The sequence below is a fragment of the Streptomyces sp. NEAU-174 genome (assembly GCF_052665095.1).
Window position 1 is genome coordinate 242,599 of record NZ_JBQTCE010000009.1, and the last position, 18,123, is coordinate 260,721.

14 protein-coding genes are annotated in these 18,123 nt (G+C 70.8%); 11 read left to right on the forward strand and 3 right to left on the reverse strand.

Annotated features, from left to right (window positions below; all coding sequences use genetic code 11):
- Nucleotides 1-96: 96 nt before the first annotated feature.
- The gene (locus ACT2CW_RS26870) at nt 97-633 is read right to left on the reverse strand and encodes an HNH endonuclease (RefSeq protein ID WP_138915641.1); all 537 of its coding nucleotides are present in this window, start codon (nt 631-633) and stop codon (nt 97-99) included.
- Nucleotides 634-1,087: 454 nt separating this feature from the next.
- Between ACT2CW_RS26870 and ACT2CW_RS26875 the strand changes: the two genes are divergently transcribed.
- On the forward strand, nt 1,088-2,188 hold the full coding sequence (locus ACT2CW_RS26875) for a mechanosensitive ion channel family protein (protein ID WP_164428801.1): 1,101 nt from the start codon (nt 1,088-1,090) through the stop codon (nt 2,186-2,188).
- Between the two features lie 81 nt (nt 2,189-2,269).
- Here ACT2CW_RS26875 and ACT2CW_RS26880 read toward each other — a convergent pair whose 3' ends face one another.
- Nucleotides 2,270-4,195 carry a S53 family peptidase gene (locus ACT2CW_RS26880; RefSeq protein WP_445518572.1) on the reverse strand — a complete coding sequence of 642 codons (1,926 nt, stop codon included), beginning with the start codon at nt 4,193-4,195 and terminating at the stop codon, nt 2,270-2,272.
- Between the two features lie 318 nt (nt 4,196-4,513).
- Here ACT2CW_RS26880 and ACT2CW_RS26885 point away from each other — a divergent pair, with 318 nt between their 5' ends.
- The 9 genes from ACT2CW_RS26885 to ACT2CW_RS26925 all read left to right on the forward strand — a co-directional run bounded on the left by ACT2CW_RS26885 (nt 4,514) and on the right by ACT2CW_RS26925 (nt 15,568).
- Nucleotides 4,514-5,749, forward strand: coding sequence for an ROK family transcriptional regulator (locus ACT2CW_RS26885; RefSeq protein ID WP_445518538.1), 1,236 nt, complete (start codon nt 4,514-4,516; stop codon nt 5,747-5,749).
- Between the two features lie 186 nt (nt 5,750-5,935).
- Nucleotides 5,936-7,264 carry an ABC transporter substrate-binding protein gene (locus tag ACT2CW_RS26890; RefSeq protein ID WP_445518539.1) on the forward strand — a complete coding sequence of 443 codons (1,329 nt, stop codon included), beginning with the start codon at nt 5,936-5,938 and terminating at the stop codon, nt 7,262-7,264.
- Between the two features lie 11 nt (nt 7,265-7,275).
- On the forward strand, nt 7,276-8,229 hold the full coding sequence (locus tag ACT2CW_RS26895) for a carbohydrate ABC transporter permease (protein ID WP_138915638.1): 954 nt from the start codon (nt 7,276-7,278) through the stop codon (nt 8,227-8,229).
- A 28-nt stretch (nt 8,230-8,257) separates the two neighbouring features.
- A complete protein-coding gene (locus ACT2CW_RS26900) occupies nt 8,258-9,163 on the forward strand; it encodes a carbohydrate ABC transporter permease (protein ID WP_182470333.1) in 906 nt (301 codons plus the stop codon).
- Nucleotides 9,160-10,422, forward strand: coding sequence for a 6-phospho-beta-glucosidase (locus tag ACT2CW_RS26905; RefSeq protein ID WP_445518540.1), 1,263 nt, complete (start codon nt 9,160-9,162; stop codon nt 10,420-10,422). The genes ACT2CW_RS26900 and ACT2CW_RS26905 overlap by 4 nt, the downstream gene beginning before the upstream one ends.
- A gap of 77 nt (nt 10,423-10,499) precedes the next feature.
- The gene (locus ACT2CW_RS26910) at nt 10,500-11,564 is read left to right on the forward strand and encodes an N-acetylglucosamine kinase (RefSeq protein ID WP_445518573.1); all 1,065 of its coding nucleotides are present in this window, start codon (nt 10,500-10,502) and stop codon (nt 11,562-11,564) included.
- Nucleotides 11,565-11,696: 132 nt separating this feature from the next.
- Nucleotides 11,697-13,106: a hypothetical protein gene (locus ACT2CW_RS26915; protein WP_164428792.1), complete on the forward strand. Its 1,410-nt coding sequence runs from the start codon at nt 11,697-11,699 to the stop codon at nt 13,104-13,106.
- Nucleotides 13,103-14,143, forward strand: a complete 1,041-nt coding sequence (locus ACT2CW_RS26920; RefSeq protein ID WP_445518541.1) for a glutamate ABC transporter substrate-binding protein — start codon at nt 13,103-13,105, stop codon at nt 14,141-14,143. The genes ACT2CW_RS26915 and ACT2CW_RS26920 overlap by 4 nt, the downstream gene beginning before the upstream one ends.
- Nucleotides 14,144-14,242: 99 nt before the next feature.
- Nucleotides 14,243-15,568, forward strand: coding sequence for a hypothetical protein (locus tag ACT2CW_RS26925; RefSeq protein ID WP_445518542.1), 1,326 nt, complete (start codon nt 14,243-14,245; stop codon nt 15,566-15,568).
- A 43-nt stretch (nt 15,569-15,611) separates the two neighbouring features.
- Here the strand turns inward: ACT2CW_RS26925 and ACT2CW_RS26930 are convergent, their stop codons facing one another.
- On the reverse strand, nt 15,612-15,941 hold the full coding sequence (locus ACT2CW_RS26930; protein ID WP_445518543.1) for a hypothetical protein: 330 nt from the start codon (nt 15,939-15,941) through the stop codon (nt 15,612-15,614).
- Between ACT2CW_RS26930 and ACT2CW_RS26935 the strand changes: the two genes are divergently transcribed.
- Complete coding sequence (locus ACT2CW_RS26935; RefSeq protein WP_445518544.1) at nt 15,919-18,120, forward strand: tetratricopeptide repeat protein; 2,202 nt, start codon at nt 15,919-15,921, stop codon at nt 18,118-18,120. The genes ACT2CW_RS26930 and ACT2CW_RS26935 overlap by 23 nt on opposite strands.
- Nucleotides 18,121-18,123 lie beyond the last annotated feature (3 nt).

The following is an 18,123-nucleotide window of genomic DNA, read 5'->3' on the forward strand; positions in this document are numbered from 1 at the left end:
GGGGGTGTGGGGGGGGGGGTGGGGGGGGAAAAGAGAAAACCAAAAGAAAAGGACCCAGGGGGCTCCCGCGAGCAGACACAGTAATGGCCCGGTCTCTCAGGCAGATTTGCCGTCGATCCGGGCCATGGCGTCTTCCGCGCCGAAGGCTTGCAGGTATGGCAGCCAGCGCGGGTCCCTATGGCCCGTGCCGATGATCCGCCACGCGAGCCCCGACGGCGGCGCGGGTTGATGGCGCAGCCGCCAGCCGATCTCGGCGACATGGCGGTCCGCCTTGACGTGATTGCAGCGACGGCACGCGGCGACCACGTTCTCCCACGTGTGCTGCCCGCCACGGCTGCGCGGGATGACGTGATCGACGCTGGTTGCGACGCCACCGCAGTAGGCGCATCTGCCGCCGTCACGGGCGAACAGGGCGCGGCGGGTGAGCGGAACGGGGCCGCGAAAGGGCACCCGCACAAAGCGCTTCAGCCGGACGACGCTGGGTGCGGGGATCACGCGGGTCGCGCTGTGCATCAGGGCGCCTGAGTCCTCGAGGCTGACGGCTTTGTCATTGAGGACGAGTACGAGCGCGCGGCGGAGCGGTACGACGCCGAGGGGCTCGTACGACGCGTTGAGGACCAGGACATGCGGCACGGGGGCCTCCTTGTACGCCGGCGGCGCGTGGCTCGCGCCGGGACGATCTCCCCCAGTTTCCCCTGAACCCTGGCCGGAACGCCACTATCACCGGGTTAACGGTTGAGAGGCATTTCCGCGTACCGCACGTATACCCTCCGTACGCGGTGACGACACCGACCGCTTGACCACTGCCCTGTCGGCGTTCCGGCGACCTTGCGCACGAGGTGCGCGGGGAGCGGGATACCACCGCGAAGTGGCAAGAATCACGGCCCGCTCCGGCCGGTGCCGCCGCACCGTCCCCGGCCGGGGCAGAAGGTGGAATTGCCGCCTCCGGAGCCGCTCATATGCGCCCCCTGGCCGCGCTCGCGCGCTCTCGAACACAGGAACGGCGCGTCTCGCGCCCGGCTACTGTGTGAGAGGTTGCGCGCTCGGGCGATCCGTGCGGGCATGTCGCATACGAAGGGTTTCTGCTGTGTTCTGGTCCGCTGCTCTGGCCGCTGACTCGACGCCTCGTCCCACGACTCTCGACGATGCGCAGAAGAGCGCCACGAACGCCGCGGGCTGGGTGGAGGAGAACTGGTCCACCTGGCTCGGCATCGGGCTGCGCATAGCCCTGATCCTGATCATCGCCTTCGTGCTCCGCTCCGTCGTCCGGCGGGCCATCACCAAGCTGATAGAGCGGATGAACCGCACGGCCCAGGCCGTCGACGGCACCGCGCTCGGCGGGCTGCTGGTCAATGTGGAGCGACGGCGCCAGCGGTCCGCGGCGATCGGGTCGGTGCTGCGCTCCGTGGCCTCGTTCCTGATCATGGGCACCGCGGGTCTGATGATCCTCTCCGCGCTGGAGATCAATCTGGCGCCGCTGCTCGCCAGCGCCGGGGTCGCGGGGGTGGCGATCGGTTTCGGCGCCCGCAATCTGGTCACCGACTTCCTCTCCGGTGTCTTCATGATCCTCGAGGACCAGTACGGGGTCGGCGACACGGTCGACGCCGGGGTGGCCTCCGGCGAGGTGATCGAGGTCGGTCTGCGCGTCACCAAGCTGCGCGGGGACAACGGCGAGATCTGGTACGTGCGCAACGGCGAGGTCAAGCGGATCGGCAACCTCAGCCAGGGCTGGGCGACGGCCGCGCTCGATGTCCAGGTCCGGGCCGAGGAGGATCTGGAGCAGGTCCGGGCCGTGATCTCGCAGGTCGGTGTGGACATGGCCAAGGAGGAGCCGTGGAACGAGCGGCTCTGGGAGCCGATCGAGGTCCTGGGGCTCGACGCGGTCTATCTCGACTCGATGATCATCCGGGTGTCGGCACGGACCATGCCCGGCAAGGCGCTCGGCGTCGAGCGGGAACTGCGCTGGCGGATCAAGAAGGCGCTGAACGAGGCGGGCATCCAGCTCGTGGGCCGACCCCTGGATCCGGAGCTCCAGACCGACGCCGTCGATCCGAGCGCCGGTGTGGCGGCGCCGTCGGCGCTGGCCAACCCGGACTCGCCGCAGTCGGCGGCGGCCAGCCCGCTCGCTCCCGGCGCCGGTCCGGCCGCCACCCCCTCCGCGACGGTGCCGCCGCCCACGCCCAAGTGAGCGCGGCGGACATGACGGGGCTCCCGCCCCGGACCGGAGCGGGAGCCTCGTGCGAACCGTAAGGAGCTCGGCCCCGGCCGCTCAGCGGCGGTGGTGCCCGCCGAACGAGGTGAGGTAGCCGGCCGCGGGCGTCCCCACACCGGTCACGTCGTCATAGCCCACGACCGCGTGGAGCGAGCTGTCCCGGCCGAGGCTGCGCAGCGAGGTCACCAGCCCGTCGGTGTCGTCGTGGCTGTTGACGTAGTCGACCCGGACCACGCCCAGCGAGACACCGGCGCCCAGCGGGTGGTCGGTCACATCGTGGTACGAGGCGGTGCCGTACCGGTCGTACAGCGAGGGGTTGGCGAAGCCGATCGGCTGGCCGCCGCGCGCCTGCTGGGCGAGCGCCTGCACACCGGCGATCACGGGCGCGGCCAGCGAGGTGCCGCCGATGCGGTACTCGCCGTACTGGAGCGACCCGTCCGGGAAGGTCTGCGTCTGGCCCACCAGGAAGCCGGTGTTGGGGTCGGCCACGGCCGCGATGTCCGGGGTCACCCGCTGCTTGGCCGTGCCGCCGTTGGCCAGGGCGAGCGCGTCCGGCACCACACCGCGCTGGTAGAAGGGCTGGGCGACGGTCCTGCTGGTGCCGCCTCCGGCGCCGGAGGTGTACGCGCCGGGCAGCCCGTCCCAGTTGGTGCCGTCGGACGAGAGGGTGGCCTTGGTGGTGCCCCAGCCGGTCTCCCACTGGTACTTCTCGCCCTTGCCGACGGCCAGGGAGGTGCCGCCGACCGCCGTCACCCACGCCGAGTTGGCCGGGGTGTCGACCTGCTTGGTGCCGGTGGACGCCACATTGTCGCCGTTGTCACCGGAGGAGAAGTAGAAGCCGATGCCCTCGACAGCGCCCTGCTGGAAGATCTGGTCGTAGGCGGCGGCCACATCCGGCGTCTCGTTGGCCTCCACATCGCCCCAGGAGTTGGAGACGATGTCGGCCAGCCGGTTGTCGACGACCTCGGCGAGCGAGTCGAGCAGATCGTCGTCGGTGCAGGAGGCTCCGCCCACGTAAACGATGTCGGCCGCGGGCGCCACCGCGTGCACCGCCTCGACGTCGAGGGTCTCCTCGCCGTACCAGCCGCCGGCGTCGCACTCCTCGGTGTACCGGTAGTCGGCCGGGAGCACCTGCGTCAACTGGCCCTCGCGGTAGCCCGGGTCGCCGTTGCGCTTGGCGTACTGGGCGGCGTCCGCGGCGATGGTGGGCGAGGCGAAGGCGTCGGTGATGGCCACGGTGACGCCCTTACCGGTGTTGCGGCTCTTGGCGCCGTAGGCGGCACGCAGCTGCTTCCCGGTGTACCCCTTGATCGCGTACGGCTGCTTGGCGCCGTAGGCCGAGGGCAGGCTCCGGTCGGTCCGGGAACCGTAGAAGGAGGAGAAGGGACCGGCGTTCTTGAAGACCGGCCCTGGGGGCGGGAGGGTCTCGTCGTGCTTGGCCCGCTTGGGGGCGTTGTCCAGGCCGACGACGGTCAGCACGGCGCCGTGGAGCGAGGCGGGCACGGTGGCCGCGTTCGACGGCGCCCGGTAGACCTTGCCGTCCTTGGTGTAGTTGTGCAGCTGGGTGCCGAACGCCCGCTCGGCGGCGGAGACTTCGCCGGTGACCGACAGATAGTGCTGGTTGCCTCCGGTGACCTCGAGCCCGGCGCCCTTCAACCAGGCGGTCACGGTGTCCTTCTGCTGCCGTGTCGGTCCGAAACGTGCCTGGGTCTGCCGGGCCGACAGATGCTTGCCGTAGTCCGGCGAGGAGGGGTCGGACACGGCCTTGGCGTAGTCGGCCAGCCCCTTGGCGTCCCGTCCGGCCAGATAGACGCGCGCGCTGACCTTATTGCCGTCATCGGTCGCGCCGCGGTCCGAACGCGCCGTCGCCCAGGCGGGCTTGGTGCCGTTCAGGGTGTCACGGCCGTGCGGTGCGGAGTCGGCCTGGGCCGTGGGTGTGCCGAGCGCCAGCGCACCGGCCACCAATGGCAGCGCCGCCGCCAGCCCCAGGGCCGTGCGTTTTCCGGAACGGGCCGTGCGCTGTCTGGAACGGGCCGTGCGCTCCCGGGAAGAAGTAGATCTCACCTAGCCCCCTTGCGATTCGAGTCGTCGCATGACAGTGGGGGCTGACGATCACAGGTCCCCACCGGAGGCCACTCTTACGGTGTCTTGTCCATGCCAGGTATATGGGTGATCCATCTCTTCGCCAAGAACCCGCCAAGGAAAGCCCGCCTTTGACCCATTGACGCCGCCCCGGTCCGCCCCCTAGCTTGCTATTCATCAATAGGAAACTTTCTTAACAGAGTGAGACGGGGGCACACCATGGCCGCATCACCCGGCAGCAATACGCAGGGCGGCACACCCGGGACCCCCCGCGTCCTCCGCGCCATGAACGACCGCGCCGCGCTGGAGCTGCTGTCCGCCCACGGACCGCTCACCCGGACCCGGCTCGGGGAGCTGACCGGCCTTTCCAAGCCCACCGCCTCCCAGCTGCTGACCCGCCTGGAGTCGGTCGGCCTGGTCCGCACCACCGGGAACGTCACCGGACGGCCGGGGCCCAACGCGCAGCTGTACGAGATCGATCCGGCCGCCGCCCATGTGGCCGCGCTCGCCGTGGACCAGGAGGGCATCACCGCCGCCGTCGCCGACATCACGGGCCAGGTGGTCGGTGAACACCGGGTGACGGCCCCGGCGACCGACGCGAGCGTGACCAACCGGACGGGGGAGCTGGTCGCCGAGGCGGTGGACGGGGCGCTGGCCACCGCCGGGCTCGGCCGGGACGATCTGCACTCCACCGTGATCGGCACCCCCGGCGCGCTCGACCCGCGCACCGGGACGCTGCGCTACGCCCCGCATCTTCCCGGCTGGCAGTCCCGCACCCTGCGGGACGACCTGGCGGAGTTGCTGCACACACCGATCGTCATCGAGAACGACGTCAACCTCGCCGCCATCGCCGAACAGCACGACGGCACCGCCCAGGACTTCGACGACTTCGCGCTGGTCTGGGCCGACGAGGGGGTCGGCGCGGCCATCGTGCTCCACGGCACCCTGCTGCGGGGTGCCACCGGCGGGGCCGGGGAGATCGGCTATATGCCGCTGCCGGGCGCGCCGCTGGCCCGGGGCGGACCGGATGCCGCCGCCCGGCCGGACGGGGGCGGGGGGTTCCAGAAGCTGGTCGGCTCGCCCGCCGTCGTGGAGCTCGCCCGCGACCACGGGATCGACGCGCCCACGGCCACCAAGGCGCTCGCCGCCGCGCTGCGCACCCCCGGCCCGGGTGACGAGGTGCTGACCGAGCTGGCCCGCCGGCTGGCCACCGGGCTGGCCTCCGTCGTCGCCGTGGTCGACCCGGAGCTGGTCGTCCTTTCGGGTGAGGTCGCACAGGCCGGCGGGGACCGGCTGCGGCAGCTGGTCGAGGACGAGATGACCGGTCTCGCGCTGCCCCGGCCGCAGCTGCGGATCAGTGAGATCGAGGGGGATCCGATTCTCATCGGCGCACTGCGGACGGCGGTCGCCGATGCCCGTCAGACCGTTTTCGACACCGCCCGGTTCGACGCCTGAGTCACCGGGCGCCGCTCCACCACCCCGTACGTCCCCTCTTCCCCGCTGTCCCCTCTTCTCCTCCGTCCCCTCTTCCCCGCTGTCCGTTCTCCCTCCTGCCCGTTCTCCCCATCTGTCCGTTGTCCGGCGCCCCGCACCGCCGCTTCCCCTGCCGTCCCCCTGTACCGCAGTAAAGGAAGTCTCCCCATGGCACGAAAACTGGCCGCTCTCGCCGCAGCACTGAGCGCCGGCGCCCTGCTCCTCACGGGCTGCGCCAATCCCAGCACCGGCAGCGCCGAGGACGATCCGACCAAACCCGTCACGCTGAAGTTCTGGCACGGCTGGTCGGAGGACAGCGAGGTCAAGGCGATCGACGCCAGCATCGCCCGGTTCGAGAAGCTCCACCCCAATATCAAGGTGAAGGCCACCGGGAATGTCACCGACGCCACCGTGAACCAGGCGCTGCGGGCGGGCGGCGGCGACGCCCCCGATGTCGTCTCCTCCTTCACCACCAACAATGTGGGGCAGTACTGCTCCTCCGGTATGTGGGTGGACCTCGATCCGTTCATGAAGAAGACCGGTCTCGACAAGGCCAAGGTCTTTCCGAAAACGCTGCTGGACTATACGAGCTACCAGGGCGACCAGTGCGCCCTCCCGCTGCTCGCCGACGCCTACGGCATGTACTACAACAAGGACGCCTTCGCCGAGGCGGGCATCAAGCGGCCGCCCCGCACCATGTCGGAGCTGCGGCGCGACGCCGTCAAGCTGACCAAGCGCACCAAGAGCGGCGGCTATGAGCGGGTGGGCTTCATGCCCAATTTCCGGCTCTACCAGAACAGCCCGGACCGGTTCCTCGCCCAGTGGGGCCCCTCGTACTTCGACAAGGACGGCAAGGCGCGGCTGGCGAAGGACAAGGCGGCCAAGGAGTTCTACGCCACCACCGGGGAGCTGGTCCGGAGCCAGGGTGGCTATGGCCCGCTGGAGACGTTCCGTACCTCCTTCGGCGATGAGATGTCGTCACAGAACGCCTTTCTCACCGGAAAGCTCGCGATGCACATGGACGGCGAATGGCGCGGGCTCTTCATGAAGGGCGCGAAGTTCAACTGGGGCACCGCCCCGCTGCCGGTGCCCGACGACCGGCCCGAGACCTATGGCCGGGGCTATCTCACCGGGACCGTGGTCGGCATCGCGCACAGCAGCACCCATCAGAACGCCGCGTGGGAGCTGGTGAAGTTCCTGACCGCCAACACCGATCAGGTGGTCGCCTTCGCCAACGCCATTCACAATGTGCCGTCCACCAAGGCGGCGCTCACCTCTCCGAAGCTGGACTCGGATCCCACCTTCCGGGCCTTCCTCGATATCGCGCAGAACCGCTACAGCACCGCCCTGCCGCCCTCGATCAACGGCGGTCAGTACGTCACCTCGCTACAGGACTTCTCCTACGGCGTCGAGGCGGGCAAGGTGCACGATCTGGACGCGGGGCTACGAAAACTCGATGACGAGATAGACGCCGACAATCTCCAGGCACAGAACTGACGGAGTGCGACATGGCCACCTTGACGAACGCCCCCGCCCTGCGCCGTAAGGCCCGGCGCGAGCGGCTGCGCACCCTCGGTTTTCTCTCCCCCTGGCTGGTCGGCTTCACCGTCTTCTTCGGCTATCCGCTGATCGCCACCGTCTACTTCTCCTTCATGCACTACAACCAGATCAAGGCCCCGACCTTCGTGGGGCTGCGCAACTGGCGTTATGTGCTGGAGCAGATGCCGCTGTTCGGTCCGGCGCTGTGGAACACACTGTGGCTGGTCGTGGTCATGGTGGCGCTGCGGGTCGTCTTCGGCCTGGGCATCGGGCTGCTGGTCACCAAGGTGAAGTCCGGAGTGGGATTCTTCCGCACCGCCTTCTATCTGCCCTATCTCGCCCCGCCGGTGGCGGCCACCGTCGCCTTCGTCTTCCTGCTCAATCCCGGTACCGGCCCGGTGAACGACATTCTCGGGAGCATCGGGATTCACGCCCCGAACTGGTTCAACGACCCGGCCTGGGCCAAGCCGTCCCTCGTACTGCTCTCCCTGTGGGGCATCGGGGATCTCATGGTCATCTTCATGGCGGCCCTGCTGGACGTCCCCAAGGAGCAGTACGAGGCGGCCGACCTGGACGGCGCCGGGGCGTTCCACAAGTTCCGCTATGTGACCTGGCCGTCGATCACCCCGATCGTGATGTTCGCGGTCGTGACGGGCGTCGTCCAGACCATGCAGTACTACACCCAGGCGCTGGTCGCCGGAAAGCTCGCCTCCGGGGTCAGCGTCGGACCCGGCTCGGTCATCCAGCCCGGCTACCCCGACCACTCCACGCTCACCGTGCCGCAGCTCGTCTACTCGCTCGGCTTCCAGAACTTCAACACCGGGGCCGCCTGCGTGCTCTCGCTCGTGCTGTTCGCGATCGCGATGGCCGTGACGACGCTGCTGATGCGCAAGCGTGCCGGACTGCTGTCGGCCGATGACTGAGCCGAGGACTGAAGAGGACCGATTCACCATGACCGCCACCACCGCCCTCTCGGCGCCGTCCGCGCCCGCGCGCCCCGCCGCCGGACGCTCCCCCGCCCCCGCCGCCCGCCGCCGCGCCGCGCTGCACTGGATCGCCGTGCACACGGTCGCCATCGCCGCCGCGCTCTTCTTCATCCTGCCCTTCGTCTTCGTCTTCCTGACCTCGGTGATGAGCGACGACCAGGCGCTCAGCGGCGATCTGTGGCCCACCGAATGGAACTGGTCGAATTACGCCGATGTCTTCAACACCCCGGGCTTCCTGGACTGGTGGCGCAATTCGCTGATGTACGCCGGGCTCGGCACCCTCTTCACCGTCTGTTCCTCCATTCCGGTGGCCTACGCCCTGGCCAAATTCCGCTTCCGCGGCCGCCGCACCGCCATGATCCTGGTCATCTCCACGATGATGCTGCCGCCGCAGGTGATCGTGATACCGATGTATCTGGTCTGGGCGCAGCAGCTCCATCTGTCGGGTTCGCTGTGGCCGCTGATCATCCCGATGGCGTTCGGCGACGCGTACTCCATCTTCCTGCTGCGCCAGTTCCTGCTGACGATTCCCCGGGAGTACCTGGAGTCGGCGAAGGTGGACGGCAGCGGGGAATTCGGCACGCTGCTGCGCATCGTGATCCCGATGGCCAAGCCGGGGATCGCGGCCGTCGCGCTGTTCCAGTTCTTCTACTGCTGGAACGACTACTTCGGCCCGCAGATCTACGCCTCGCAGAATCCGGGCGCCTGGACGCTCAGTTACGGCCTGGAGAGCTTCAAGAGCGCGCACAGCGTCAACTGGAATCTGACGATGGCCGCGACCCTGCTCGTCATGGCCCCCGTCATCATCGTCTTCTTCTTCGCTCAGAAAGCCTTCGTCGAAGGCGTCACACTGACAGGAGTCAAGGGTTGAAGCTCGCAGTCGTGGGGGGTGGGTCCACCTACACCCCCGAACTCATCGACGGATTCGCCCGATTGCGGGACGTACTCCCGCTGGAGGAGCTCGTCCTGGTCGACCCGGCCGCCGACCGGCTGGAGCTGGTCGGCGGGCTGGCGCGCCGGATCTTCGCCAAGCAGGGCCACCCGGGCACCATCTCCTGGACCGACGACCTGGACGCGGGCGTGGACGGCGCGGACGCGGTCCTGCTCCAGCTGCGCGTCGGCGGCCAGGCCGCGCGGAACCAGGACGAGACCTGGCCGCTGGAGTGCGGCTGTGTCGGCCAGGAGACCACCGGCGCGGGCGGGCTGGCCAAGGCGCTGCGCACCGTCCCGGTGGTGCTGGACATCGCCGAGCGGGTGCGCCGCCGCAACCCCGACGCCTGGATCGTGGACTTCACCAACCCGGTCGGGATCGTGACCCGGGCGCTGCTCACGGCCGGGCACCGGGCGGTCGGCCTGTGCAATGTGGCCATCGGCTTCCAGCGGAAGTTCGCCAGGCTGCTGGGCGTGGAGCCCGGCGAGGTGACGCTGGAGCACGTCGGCCTCAACCACCTCACCTGGGAGCGCGCGGTGCGCGTCGGCGGCACCGACGGCGAGGACGTCCTGCCCAAGCTGCTCGCGGAGCACGGCGAGGCGATCGCCGAGGACCTGCGGATGCCGCGCACGCTGGTGAGCCGGCTCGGCGTCGTCCCCTCCTACTATCTGCGCTACTACTACCAGCACGACGCGGTGGTACGGGAGCTGCGCAGCAAGCCGTCCCGGGCGGCGGAGGTCGCGGCGATCGAGCGGGAGCTGCTGGAGATGTACGGCGATCCGGCGCTGGACGAGAAGCCCGAGCTGCTCGGCAAGCGCGGCGGGGCGTTCTACTCGGAGGCGGCGGTCGATCTGACCTCGTCCCTGCTGGGCGACACCGGCGAGGTGCGGATCGTCAATACGTTCAACGAGGGCACCCTGCCCTTCCTGCCGGACGACGCGGTGATCGAGGTCCCGGCGGCCGTCAACGCGCAGGGCGCGAAGCCACTGCCCGTGCGCCCCCTCGAGCCCCTGTTCGCCGGTCTGGTCGCGAATGTCACCGCGTACGAACACCTGGCGCTGGAGGCGGCGTTGAAGGGCGGCCGGGAGCGGGTCTTCCAGGCGCTGCTGTCCCACCCCCTCATCGGCCAGATCGAATACGCCGAGAAGCTGACCGACGACCTCATCGCGCACAACCGGGAGCATCTGGCGTGGGCCTGACCCAGTCCGTACCGACCCCCTCTCCTTCCCCTTCGTCCTCCTCACCCTCCTCCGCCTCCCCGCCGGACGGGTCGGTTCTGGCGATCGACGCGGGCAACAGCAAGACGGATGTGGCGCTCGTCGGCCCGGACGGCTCGGTGCTCGGCGCGGCCCGCGGCGGCGGCTTCCAGCCGCCCGTCGTGGGCGCCGAGCGGGCCGTCCGCTCGCTCGCGCCCCTGGTGGAGGCGGCGGCGCGGCAGGCGGGCCGGGCCGGTCCGGCGGGCGCGGGGCATGTCTCGGCCTGTCTGGCCAACGTCGATCTGCCCAGCGAGGAGGCGGAGTTGACGGGCGTCCTGGCCGAGCGCGGCTGGGGCGCCACCGTCACGGTCGCCAATGACACCTTCGCCCTGCTGCGGGCCGGGGTCGGGGACGACGGCGAGCCGACCGGCGTCTCCGTGGTCTGCGGCGCGGGCATCAACTGCGCCGGGATCGGTCACGGCGGCCGGGTGGCCCGCTTCCCCGCCATCGGCCGGATCTCCGGCGACTGGGGCGGCGGGGGCTATCTCTCGGAGGAGGCGCTGTGGTGGGCGGCGCGCGCGGAGGACGGCCGCGGCGAGCCGACCGAGCTGGCCCGCGCCCTGCCCGCGCACTTCGGCCTCACCACCATGTACGAGCTGATCGAGGCGCTGCATCTGGGCCGTCTGGAGCCGGGGCGGCGGCATGAGCTGACGCCGGTGCTGTTCGCGGTGGCCGGGGCCGGCGACGAGATCGCGCGGGCGGTCGTCGACCGGCAGGCGGAGGAGGTGGTGACCATGGCCGTGGTCGCCCTCGGCCGGCTCGATCTGCTGGGCGAGGAGACCCCGGTGGTGCTGGGCGGCGGGGTGCTCGCGGCCCGCCATCCGCTGCTGGACGACCGGATCCGCGAACTGCTCGCGGAGCGCGCCCCGAAGGCCGAGCCGCGGGTGGTCACCGCACCGCCGGTGCTCGGCGCCGCGCTGCTGGGCCTGGACCGCACCGGCGCGCCGGAATCGGCGTACGCCCGGCTGCGCGCGCACTACGCCCCGGCCGGTGACATCACCCCGGCCGCTGACACCGCCCCGGCCGGCGACACCGCCGCAGCTGATGGCACGGAAAGTGGAACCGAAAGTCCTTCCGAAGCGTAATGAAAAGGGGAGGGAAGATCGCGATCCGAACAAGATCCAGGCTCGACCGGTGACCTCTCCTGGCGCCGCGGTCCATACTGCTGCGACACCGACCGCGACACCATCCAGGATTCGGGCCAAGGGGGAGGTCTTGTGTCATACCCGCCGACCACCGGCAGAGCCGCACCGCCGCCCGCGCCCGCGGCCCCGCCGCGGACCGCGTGGGCCGAGGGGCTCGACCGGGCGCGGGCGGCGGCGACGACCGAGCCCGGCCGGCTGCGCGTCATCGGGGCGGTGCTGGCCGCGCTGGTGATCGCGTTCGGCGCGGTCACGGCCTGGCAGGTCTCCGACCGGCAGACCGCGGCGGACGCCGTGGCCGAGCGCAGCCAGCCGCTGAGCGCCGACGCGGCGCAGATCTACCGCTCCCTGGCCGACGCGGACACCACCGCCACCGGAGGCTTCCTGGCGGGCGGCCAGGAGCCTCCCCAGGTCCGGCAGCGGTTCGTGCGGGACATCGACACCGCGTCCAAGCTGCTGGTGCGGGCCGCGGCCAATACGGAGGGCTCGTCCTCCGCCCGCGACGAGATACAGAAGATCAATCAGATGCTGCCGGTCTACACCGGTCTGGTCGACTCCGCGCGCGCCAACAACCGCCAGGGGCTGCCGCTGGGCGGCGCGTATCTGCGCTATGCCAACGACACCATGCGCGAGAAGCTGCTGCCCGCCGCGGGCAGGCTCTACCAGGCGGAGACCGCCCGCCTCGGGGAGGACTACGAGGACGCCGAGGCATGGCCGTGGGTGGCGATCGCCACCGGTCTGGTCGCCCTGGGCGCGCTGGGCTGGGCCCAGCGCCGTGAGTTCCTGCGGACCAACCGGGTGCTCAACCGCGGTCTGCTCACCGCCACGGCCGCCTCCACGGTGGTGATGCTGTGGCTGGTGGTCGGCCACGCGGTCGCCAGCACCCAGCTCAGCGACTCCAATGACCACGGGGCGAAGTCCCTCCAGGTGCTCAACGAGGCGCGGATCGACTCCCTGCGGGCCCGCGCCGACGAGAACCTGACCCTGGTGGCGCGCGGCGCGGTCGTCGTGGACGAGGACGGTGCCAACAAGGGCAAGGACGCCTACGAGGTCAGCTATGGAGCGCGGATGTCCGCGCTCGTGGGCAAGGCGTCCGGCGACCGCCCCTCGGACGGCAGCCTGCTGGACAAGGCGCGCGCCCTCGCCGACGACGACGAGGGCCGCGAACCGGTGGAGAAGGCCGGCGGCCGGATCCACGAGTGGCAGGTGCGGCACAAGGCCGCCCGCGCCGCCGACGACGGGGGCGACTACAAGACGGCGCTGACGAAGGTCATAGGCGCCGACGACAGCACCGGCGAGTCCTTCGACGCGGTGGACAGCCAGCTGGCCAAGGCCCTCGACCATGAGCAGCGGGAGTTCCAGCAGGCCGCCGACGACGGACGCGGCGCGTTCACCGCCATGGCGCTGGGCGCCGGGGTGCTGGCCGTGCTGGGAGCCGCGGGAGCGGTGCTGGGCATTGGCCGCAGACTGTCGGAGTACCGATGAGGACGATGGGGGGCGGAAGCATGCGATCACTGCGATCGGCCGCCGCGGTGACGGTATGCGCCCTGGGCGTGGCCACGGCCATCGCGGTCCCGGCGCTGATGGACGACGGCGGGGACGGCGACGGCAAGGGCGGTGCGCGGCAGCCGCATACGGTGCGGACCGGCGCCGAGGCCGCGTCGGCGGACAGCTGCCGCGATCCCGAGGCGAGCCTGCGCCCGTCCAGTGCGAGCGGCCCGGCCATCAAGCGGATCAAGAACCGCGAGGTCAACGGGCACAAGCTCAACAAGCTGATCGCGGGCGTCGACCAGAACAGCTACCGCTGGGGATACCGCGATCCGGCCACCGGCGACCTCACCGGCTTCGACATCGACCTGGTGCGCGCCATCGCCGACGACATCTTCGGCGATCCGGACGCGGTCATCTTCCGCACCATACCGACCAGTCAGCGCATCAAGGCCCTCCAGCAGGGCAAGGTCGACGTCGTGGTGCGCACCATGACCATCAACTGCGACCGGATCAAGGACGTGGCGTTCTCCACCGCGTACTTCCAGGCCGGGCAGCAGGTGCTGGTCCCCGACGACTCGTCCATCACCGGCTACAACAAGACCCTGCGCGGCAAGAAGGTCTGCACCGCGCAGGGTTCCACCGCCGAGGCCGAGCTGGACAAGCCGGACACCGGGGCCGAGCATCTGGGCGCGATCAAGGTGAAGCCCGTCCCCAACCAGCTGGACTGCCTGGTCAGGCTTCAGCTCGGCCAGGTGGACGCGGTGATCACCGACAACGCGCTGGCGGCCGGCCAGGCCGCCCAGGACCCCTCCGTCAAGCTGGTCGGTTCGCGATTCACCGATGAGTTCTACGGCGTGGCGATGAACAAGGACGACGACGACCTGGTACGCCGGGTCAACAAGGTTCTGGAGACCTACCGCCAGGGCGGGGCGGGCAGCCCTTGGATGCAGGCCTACCAGAAGTGGCTCGCCAAGGACTTCAGCACGACGCAGGAGAACCCGACGCCGCCCGCCCCCGAATACAAGGACTAGCGCGGACAAGGACCGGCAAGGATTAGCACCCGCCCCACACGCGTAGGGATGACGCAGCAGACGGATCACATATCGCTTACGGACATGGAGAGGTGATCGATGGGGGTCCCGGGACCCTTCCCCAGCTTCGCGGGGGCACCCGACGGCCCGGTCATGGGCCGGGAGGAGGTGGACCGCGCACTGGCGAAGCTCGCCGCCGAACACGAGGCGATCGAGTCCTCGCTGCTCGCCCTCCAGGACCACGCGGGCAGAAGGCTCCTCGAGGGCGCCGAGCTCACGGGTGTCACCAAGAACCGCTGGTCCACCACCGAGCAGGCCATCTCTCTCCTGTGGAGCTACTTCGACGCGTACACCGAGGTCCTCACCCGGGCCCGTGAGGTGCGCTCCCGTCACCGCTGGCCGACACAGGACGAGTTGACCGAGCTCACCGAGCTGCTGTGCGGCACCGCGATCACCCTGCCCAGCAGCGCCACCCTCGGCGGTTCCCCGCTGCTCAGCGAGGAGTTGGGGCTTGACCGGCTGGTCGACCGGATGAACCGCTGGTACGCGGAGGCCCTCGACGTCATCGTCAGCGCCGACGCCGTATGGTCCGCGCTGCCCGCCCGGATCGACATGCTCTCCGCCGAGCTGCACCGCACCCGTTCGCTGGCCCACTCGGTGGGGGTGCGTCCCGGTGAGCACCCCTCGGGGGACGATCTGGAGCAGATCACCGCCGAGCTGACCGCGCTGCGCGCCGAGGTGGTCTCCGACCCGCTGGCCTTCTGGAAACATGCCAGCGGCAGCTCGGCGCCCGGCGGCGGCAGCCCCGACACCGAGCGCTATGACCGCGCCGCCCGCGCCCTGGAGGATGTGCGCCGGGAGATCGAGGCGGTCCTGGATGTGCGGCAGGACGCCGAGCGGCGGCTGATGCGGCTGCGGGATGTGCTCTCCCGCGCCGATCGCACCCTGGCGGAGGCGCGCCAGGCGCGCGGTGAGGTGCTCGCGAAGATCGCGGCATCGGAGGTTCCGGCCGTCAGCGGCCCGCCGACCGCGCTGCACGAGCAGCTGGTCGCCGCCGCCGACTACCGCAGGCGTTCGCAGTGGCACCGGCTCTCGCCGCTGCTGGAGAGCCTGGAGCAGCGCGCCGACGACGAGCTGCTGCGGGCCCGCGAGTCGTTGACCGCGGTCACCGCGCCGCTCGCGGTCCGCGCCGAGCTGCGCGGCCGGCTCGACGCGTACAAGGCGAAGGTCGCCCGCCATGGCATGGCGGAGGATCCGTTCCTGGTGGAGCGGTATGACGTGGCCCGCCGGATGCTGTGGAGCGCCCCGTGCGATCTGCGGGCGGCCGAGCAGGCCGTGCTGCGCTACCAGCAGGCGGCGGCCGAGGCCCTGGTGCCACGCCAGACGGGCCCGGCCGGGCAAGGCACCGAGGGAGGCACGGAATGAATGCGGCGGTCGTCGCCTGCCAGCGGCGTGACTGCGGCGGGTCCTACGAGGACGTGGGCGGAGGCGAGCTGTACTGCGATGTCTGCGGTATGGCCCCGGTCGTCTCACCGCAGGGGATGGTGGCCTCACCGCCCACCGGGATCACCGGCCAGCCCGGGCCGGGCGGGAGCTCCTCGTCCCGGAGCGAGGGCTCGTCGGCGCGGAGCGGGGGCTCCTCGGCGACCGGCCGGGACTCCTCGTCCGGCACCTCGGGCCGGTCGCGTTCGGCCCGCTCCTCCTCGTCCCGGCGCTCGGTGTCCGGGCGGCTGTCCCGCTCCATGTCCGGGCGGGCCTCGTCCCGTTCGGTCTCGGTGCGCAGCTCCCGCTCCGCCACCTCGGCCTCCTCGGGGCGGAACGCCCTGGGCGCCGGTCTGGTCAGCGTCCCCGATGTGCCGCGCCCCGACCCCCGGACGGCGGTGCTGGCGGACCCCGAGGTCCCCGAGCGCAAGCGGTTCTGTAGCCGCGGGGACTGCGGTGCCCCGGTGGGCCGCGCCCGCGGCGAACGGCCGGGCCGTACGGAGGGCTTCTGCACCAAGTGCGGCCATCCGTACTCGTTCGTACCGAAGTTGAACCCCGGTGACATCGTCCACGGCCAGTACGAGGTCGCGGGCTGCCTTGCGCACGGCGGGCTCGGCTGGATCTATCTGGCCATCGACCGCGCGGTGTCGGACCGCTGGGTGGTCCTCAAGGGCCTGCTGGACACGGGCGACGAGGAGGCCCTGGCCGCCGCCGTCTCCGAGCGCCGCTTCCTCGCCGAGATCGAGCACTCCAATATCGTCCGGATCTACAACTTCGTCGAGCACCTCGACCAGCGCACCGGCAGCCTCGACGGCTACATCGTCATGGAGTACGTGGGCGGCAAGTCCCTCAAGGACATCGCCAACGCCCGCCGCAGCGCCGATGGCCGCCGCGATCCGCTGCCGGTGGAGCAGGCGTGCGCCTACGGCATCGAGGCGCTGGAGGCGCTCGGCCATCTGCACAGCCGCAATCTGCTCTACTGCGACTTCAAGGTCGACAACGCGATTCAGCAGCAGGACCAGCTCAAGCTGATCGACATGGGCGCGGTCCGGCGGATGGACGACCACGACAGCCCCATCTACGGCACGGTCGGCTATCAGGCCCCCGAGATCTCCGAGTCCGGCCCGTCGATCTCCTCCGACCTCTACACGGTGGCGCGCACCCTGGCCGTGCTCACCTTCGACTTCCAGGGCTATACGAACGTCTACGTGGACAGCCTGCCGGACCCCGAGCACATCGAGGTCTTCCGGCGTTATGAATCCTTCTACCGGCTACTGGTGCGGGCCACCGACCCCGACCCGGGGCGCCGCTTCGCCTCCGCGCGGGAGATGGCCGACCAGCTGACCGGGGTGCTGCGGGAGGTCGTGGCGCTACAGACCGGGCGGCCCCGGCCGGCCCTGTCCACGCTCTTCGGGCCGGAACCGCGCGTGGTGGACACCGAGTTGTTCGCCGACGACGGAAAGGATCCGTCCCTGCTGGGCGCCCGGTCCGCCGGCGGGGGCGCCACCGCGCCCCTCATCCCCGCGCAGCGCCCGCCGGGCCCGCTGGCCCTGCCGGTGCCCGCCACCACCACGCTGGACGGACGGGCCACCGCGCTGGCGCTCCCGGTGCCGCTGGTGGACTCCGACGACCCCAACGCGGGGTTCCTGGCCGGTCTCCTGGCCGCCGACCCCGCCGAGGTGAGCGCCGCGCTGCGGACCGCGCCCGTGGACTCGGTCGAGCTGCGGCTGCGCCGGGTGCGCGCCCAGCTGGAGCTGGCCCAGGAGCATGACGCGGGCGTCGCGCTCACCGGTCTCGAGGCCGCGTACAGCGACGACTGGCGGATCGTCTGGTACCGGGGGCTGCACGCGCTGGCCAGCGGCGACCGCGAGACGGCCGCGCTCTCCTTCGACGCCGTCTACGACGCGTTCCCCGGTGAGCCGGCGCCGAAGCTGGCGCTCGGCGTCTGCGCCGAGGTGCTGGGCCAGTTGGACAACGCGGCGGAGTACTACCGACTGGTCTGGGCCTCCGACCCCAGCTTCGTGAGCGCCGCCTTCGGCCTCGCCCGGGTCCTGCTGTGCTCCGGGGACCGCCCGGGCGCGGTGCGGGCCCTGGAGTCGGTGCCGGAGTCCTCGATCCACTACACGGCGGCGCGAGTCGCCGCCGTACGGGCTCGGCTGCGCCAGCGCGCCCCGTACGACGCCCTGCTGAGCGATCTGACGGCCTCGGCGGCCCAGGTCGAGCGGCTGGGCGAATTCGGTCTGGACGCGGTGCGGCGCGAGCGGCTGCGTACGGAGGTCCTGGGCAGCGCCCTGGATTGGGTACTGTCCGGCAGCAGCGGGGCGCCCCCAGGACACAACCGGCCGTCTCTGCTCGGCAGCAGCCTGGACGAGCGCGGGCTGCGCTTCGGATTGGAGCGCTCGTACCGTGTACTCGCCAGACTCGCCCAGCGAGGCGAGGAGAGGATCGAACTGGTGGAGCGGGCCAACCGTTTCCGCCCCAGGACGTGGGTGTGATCG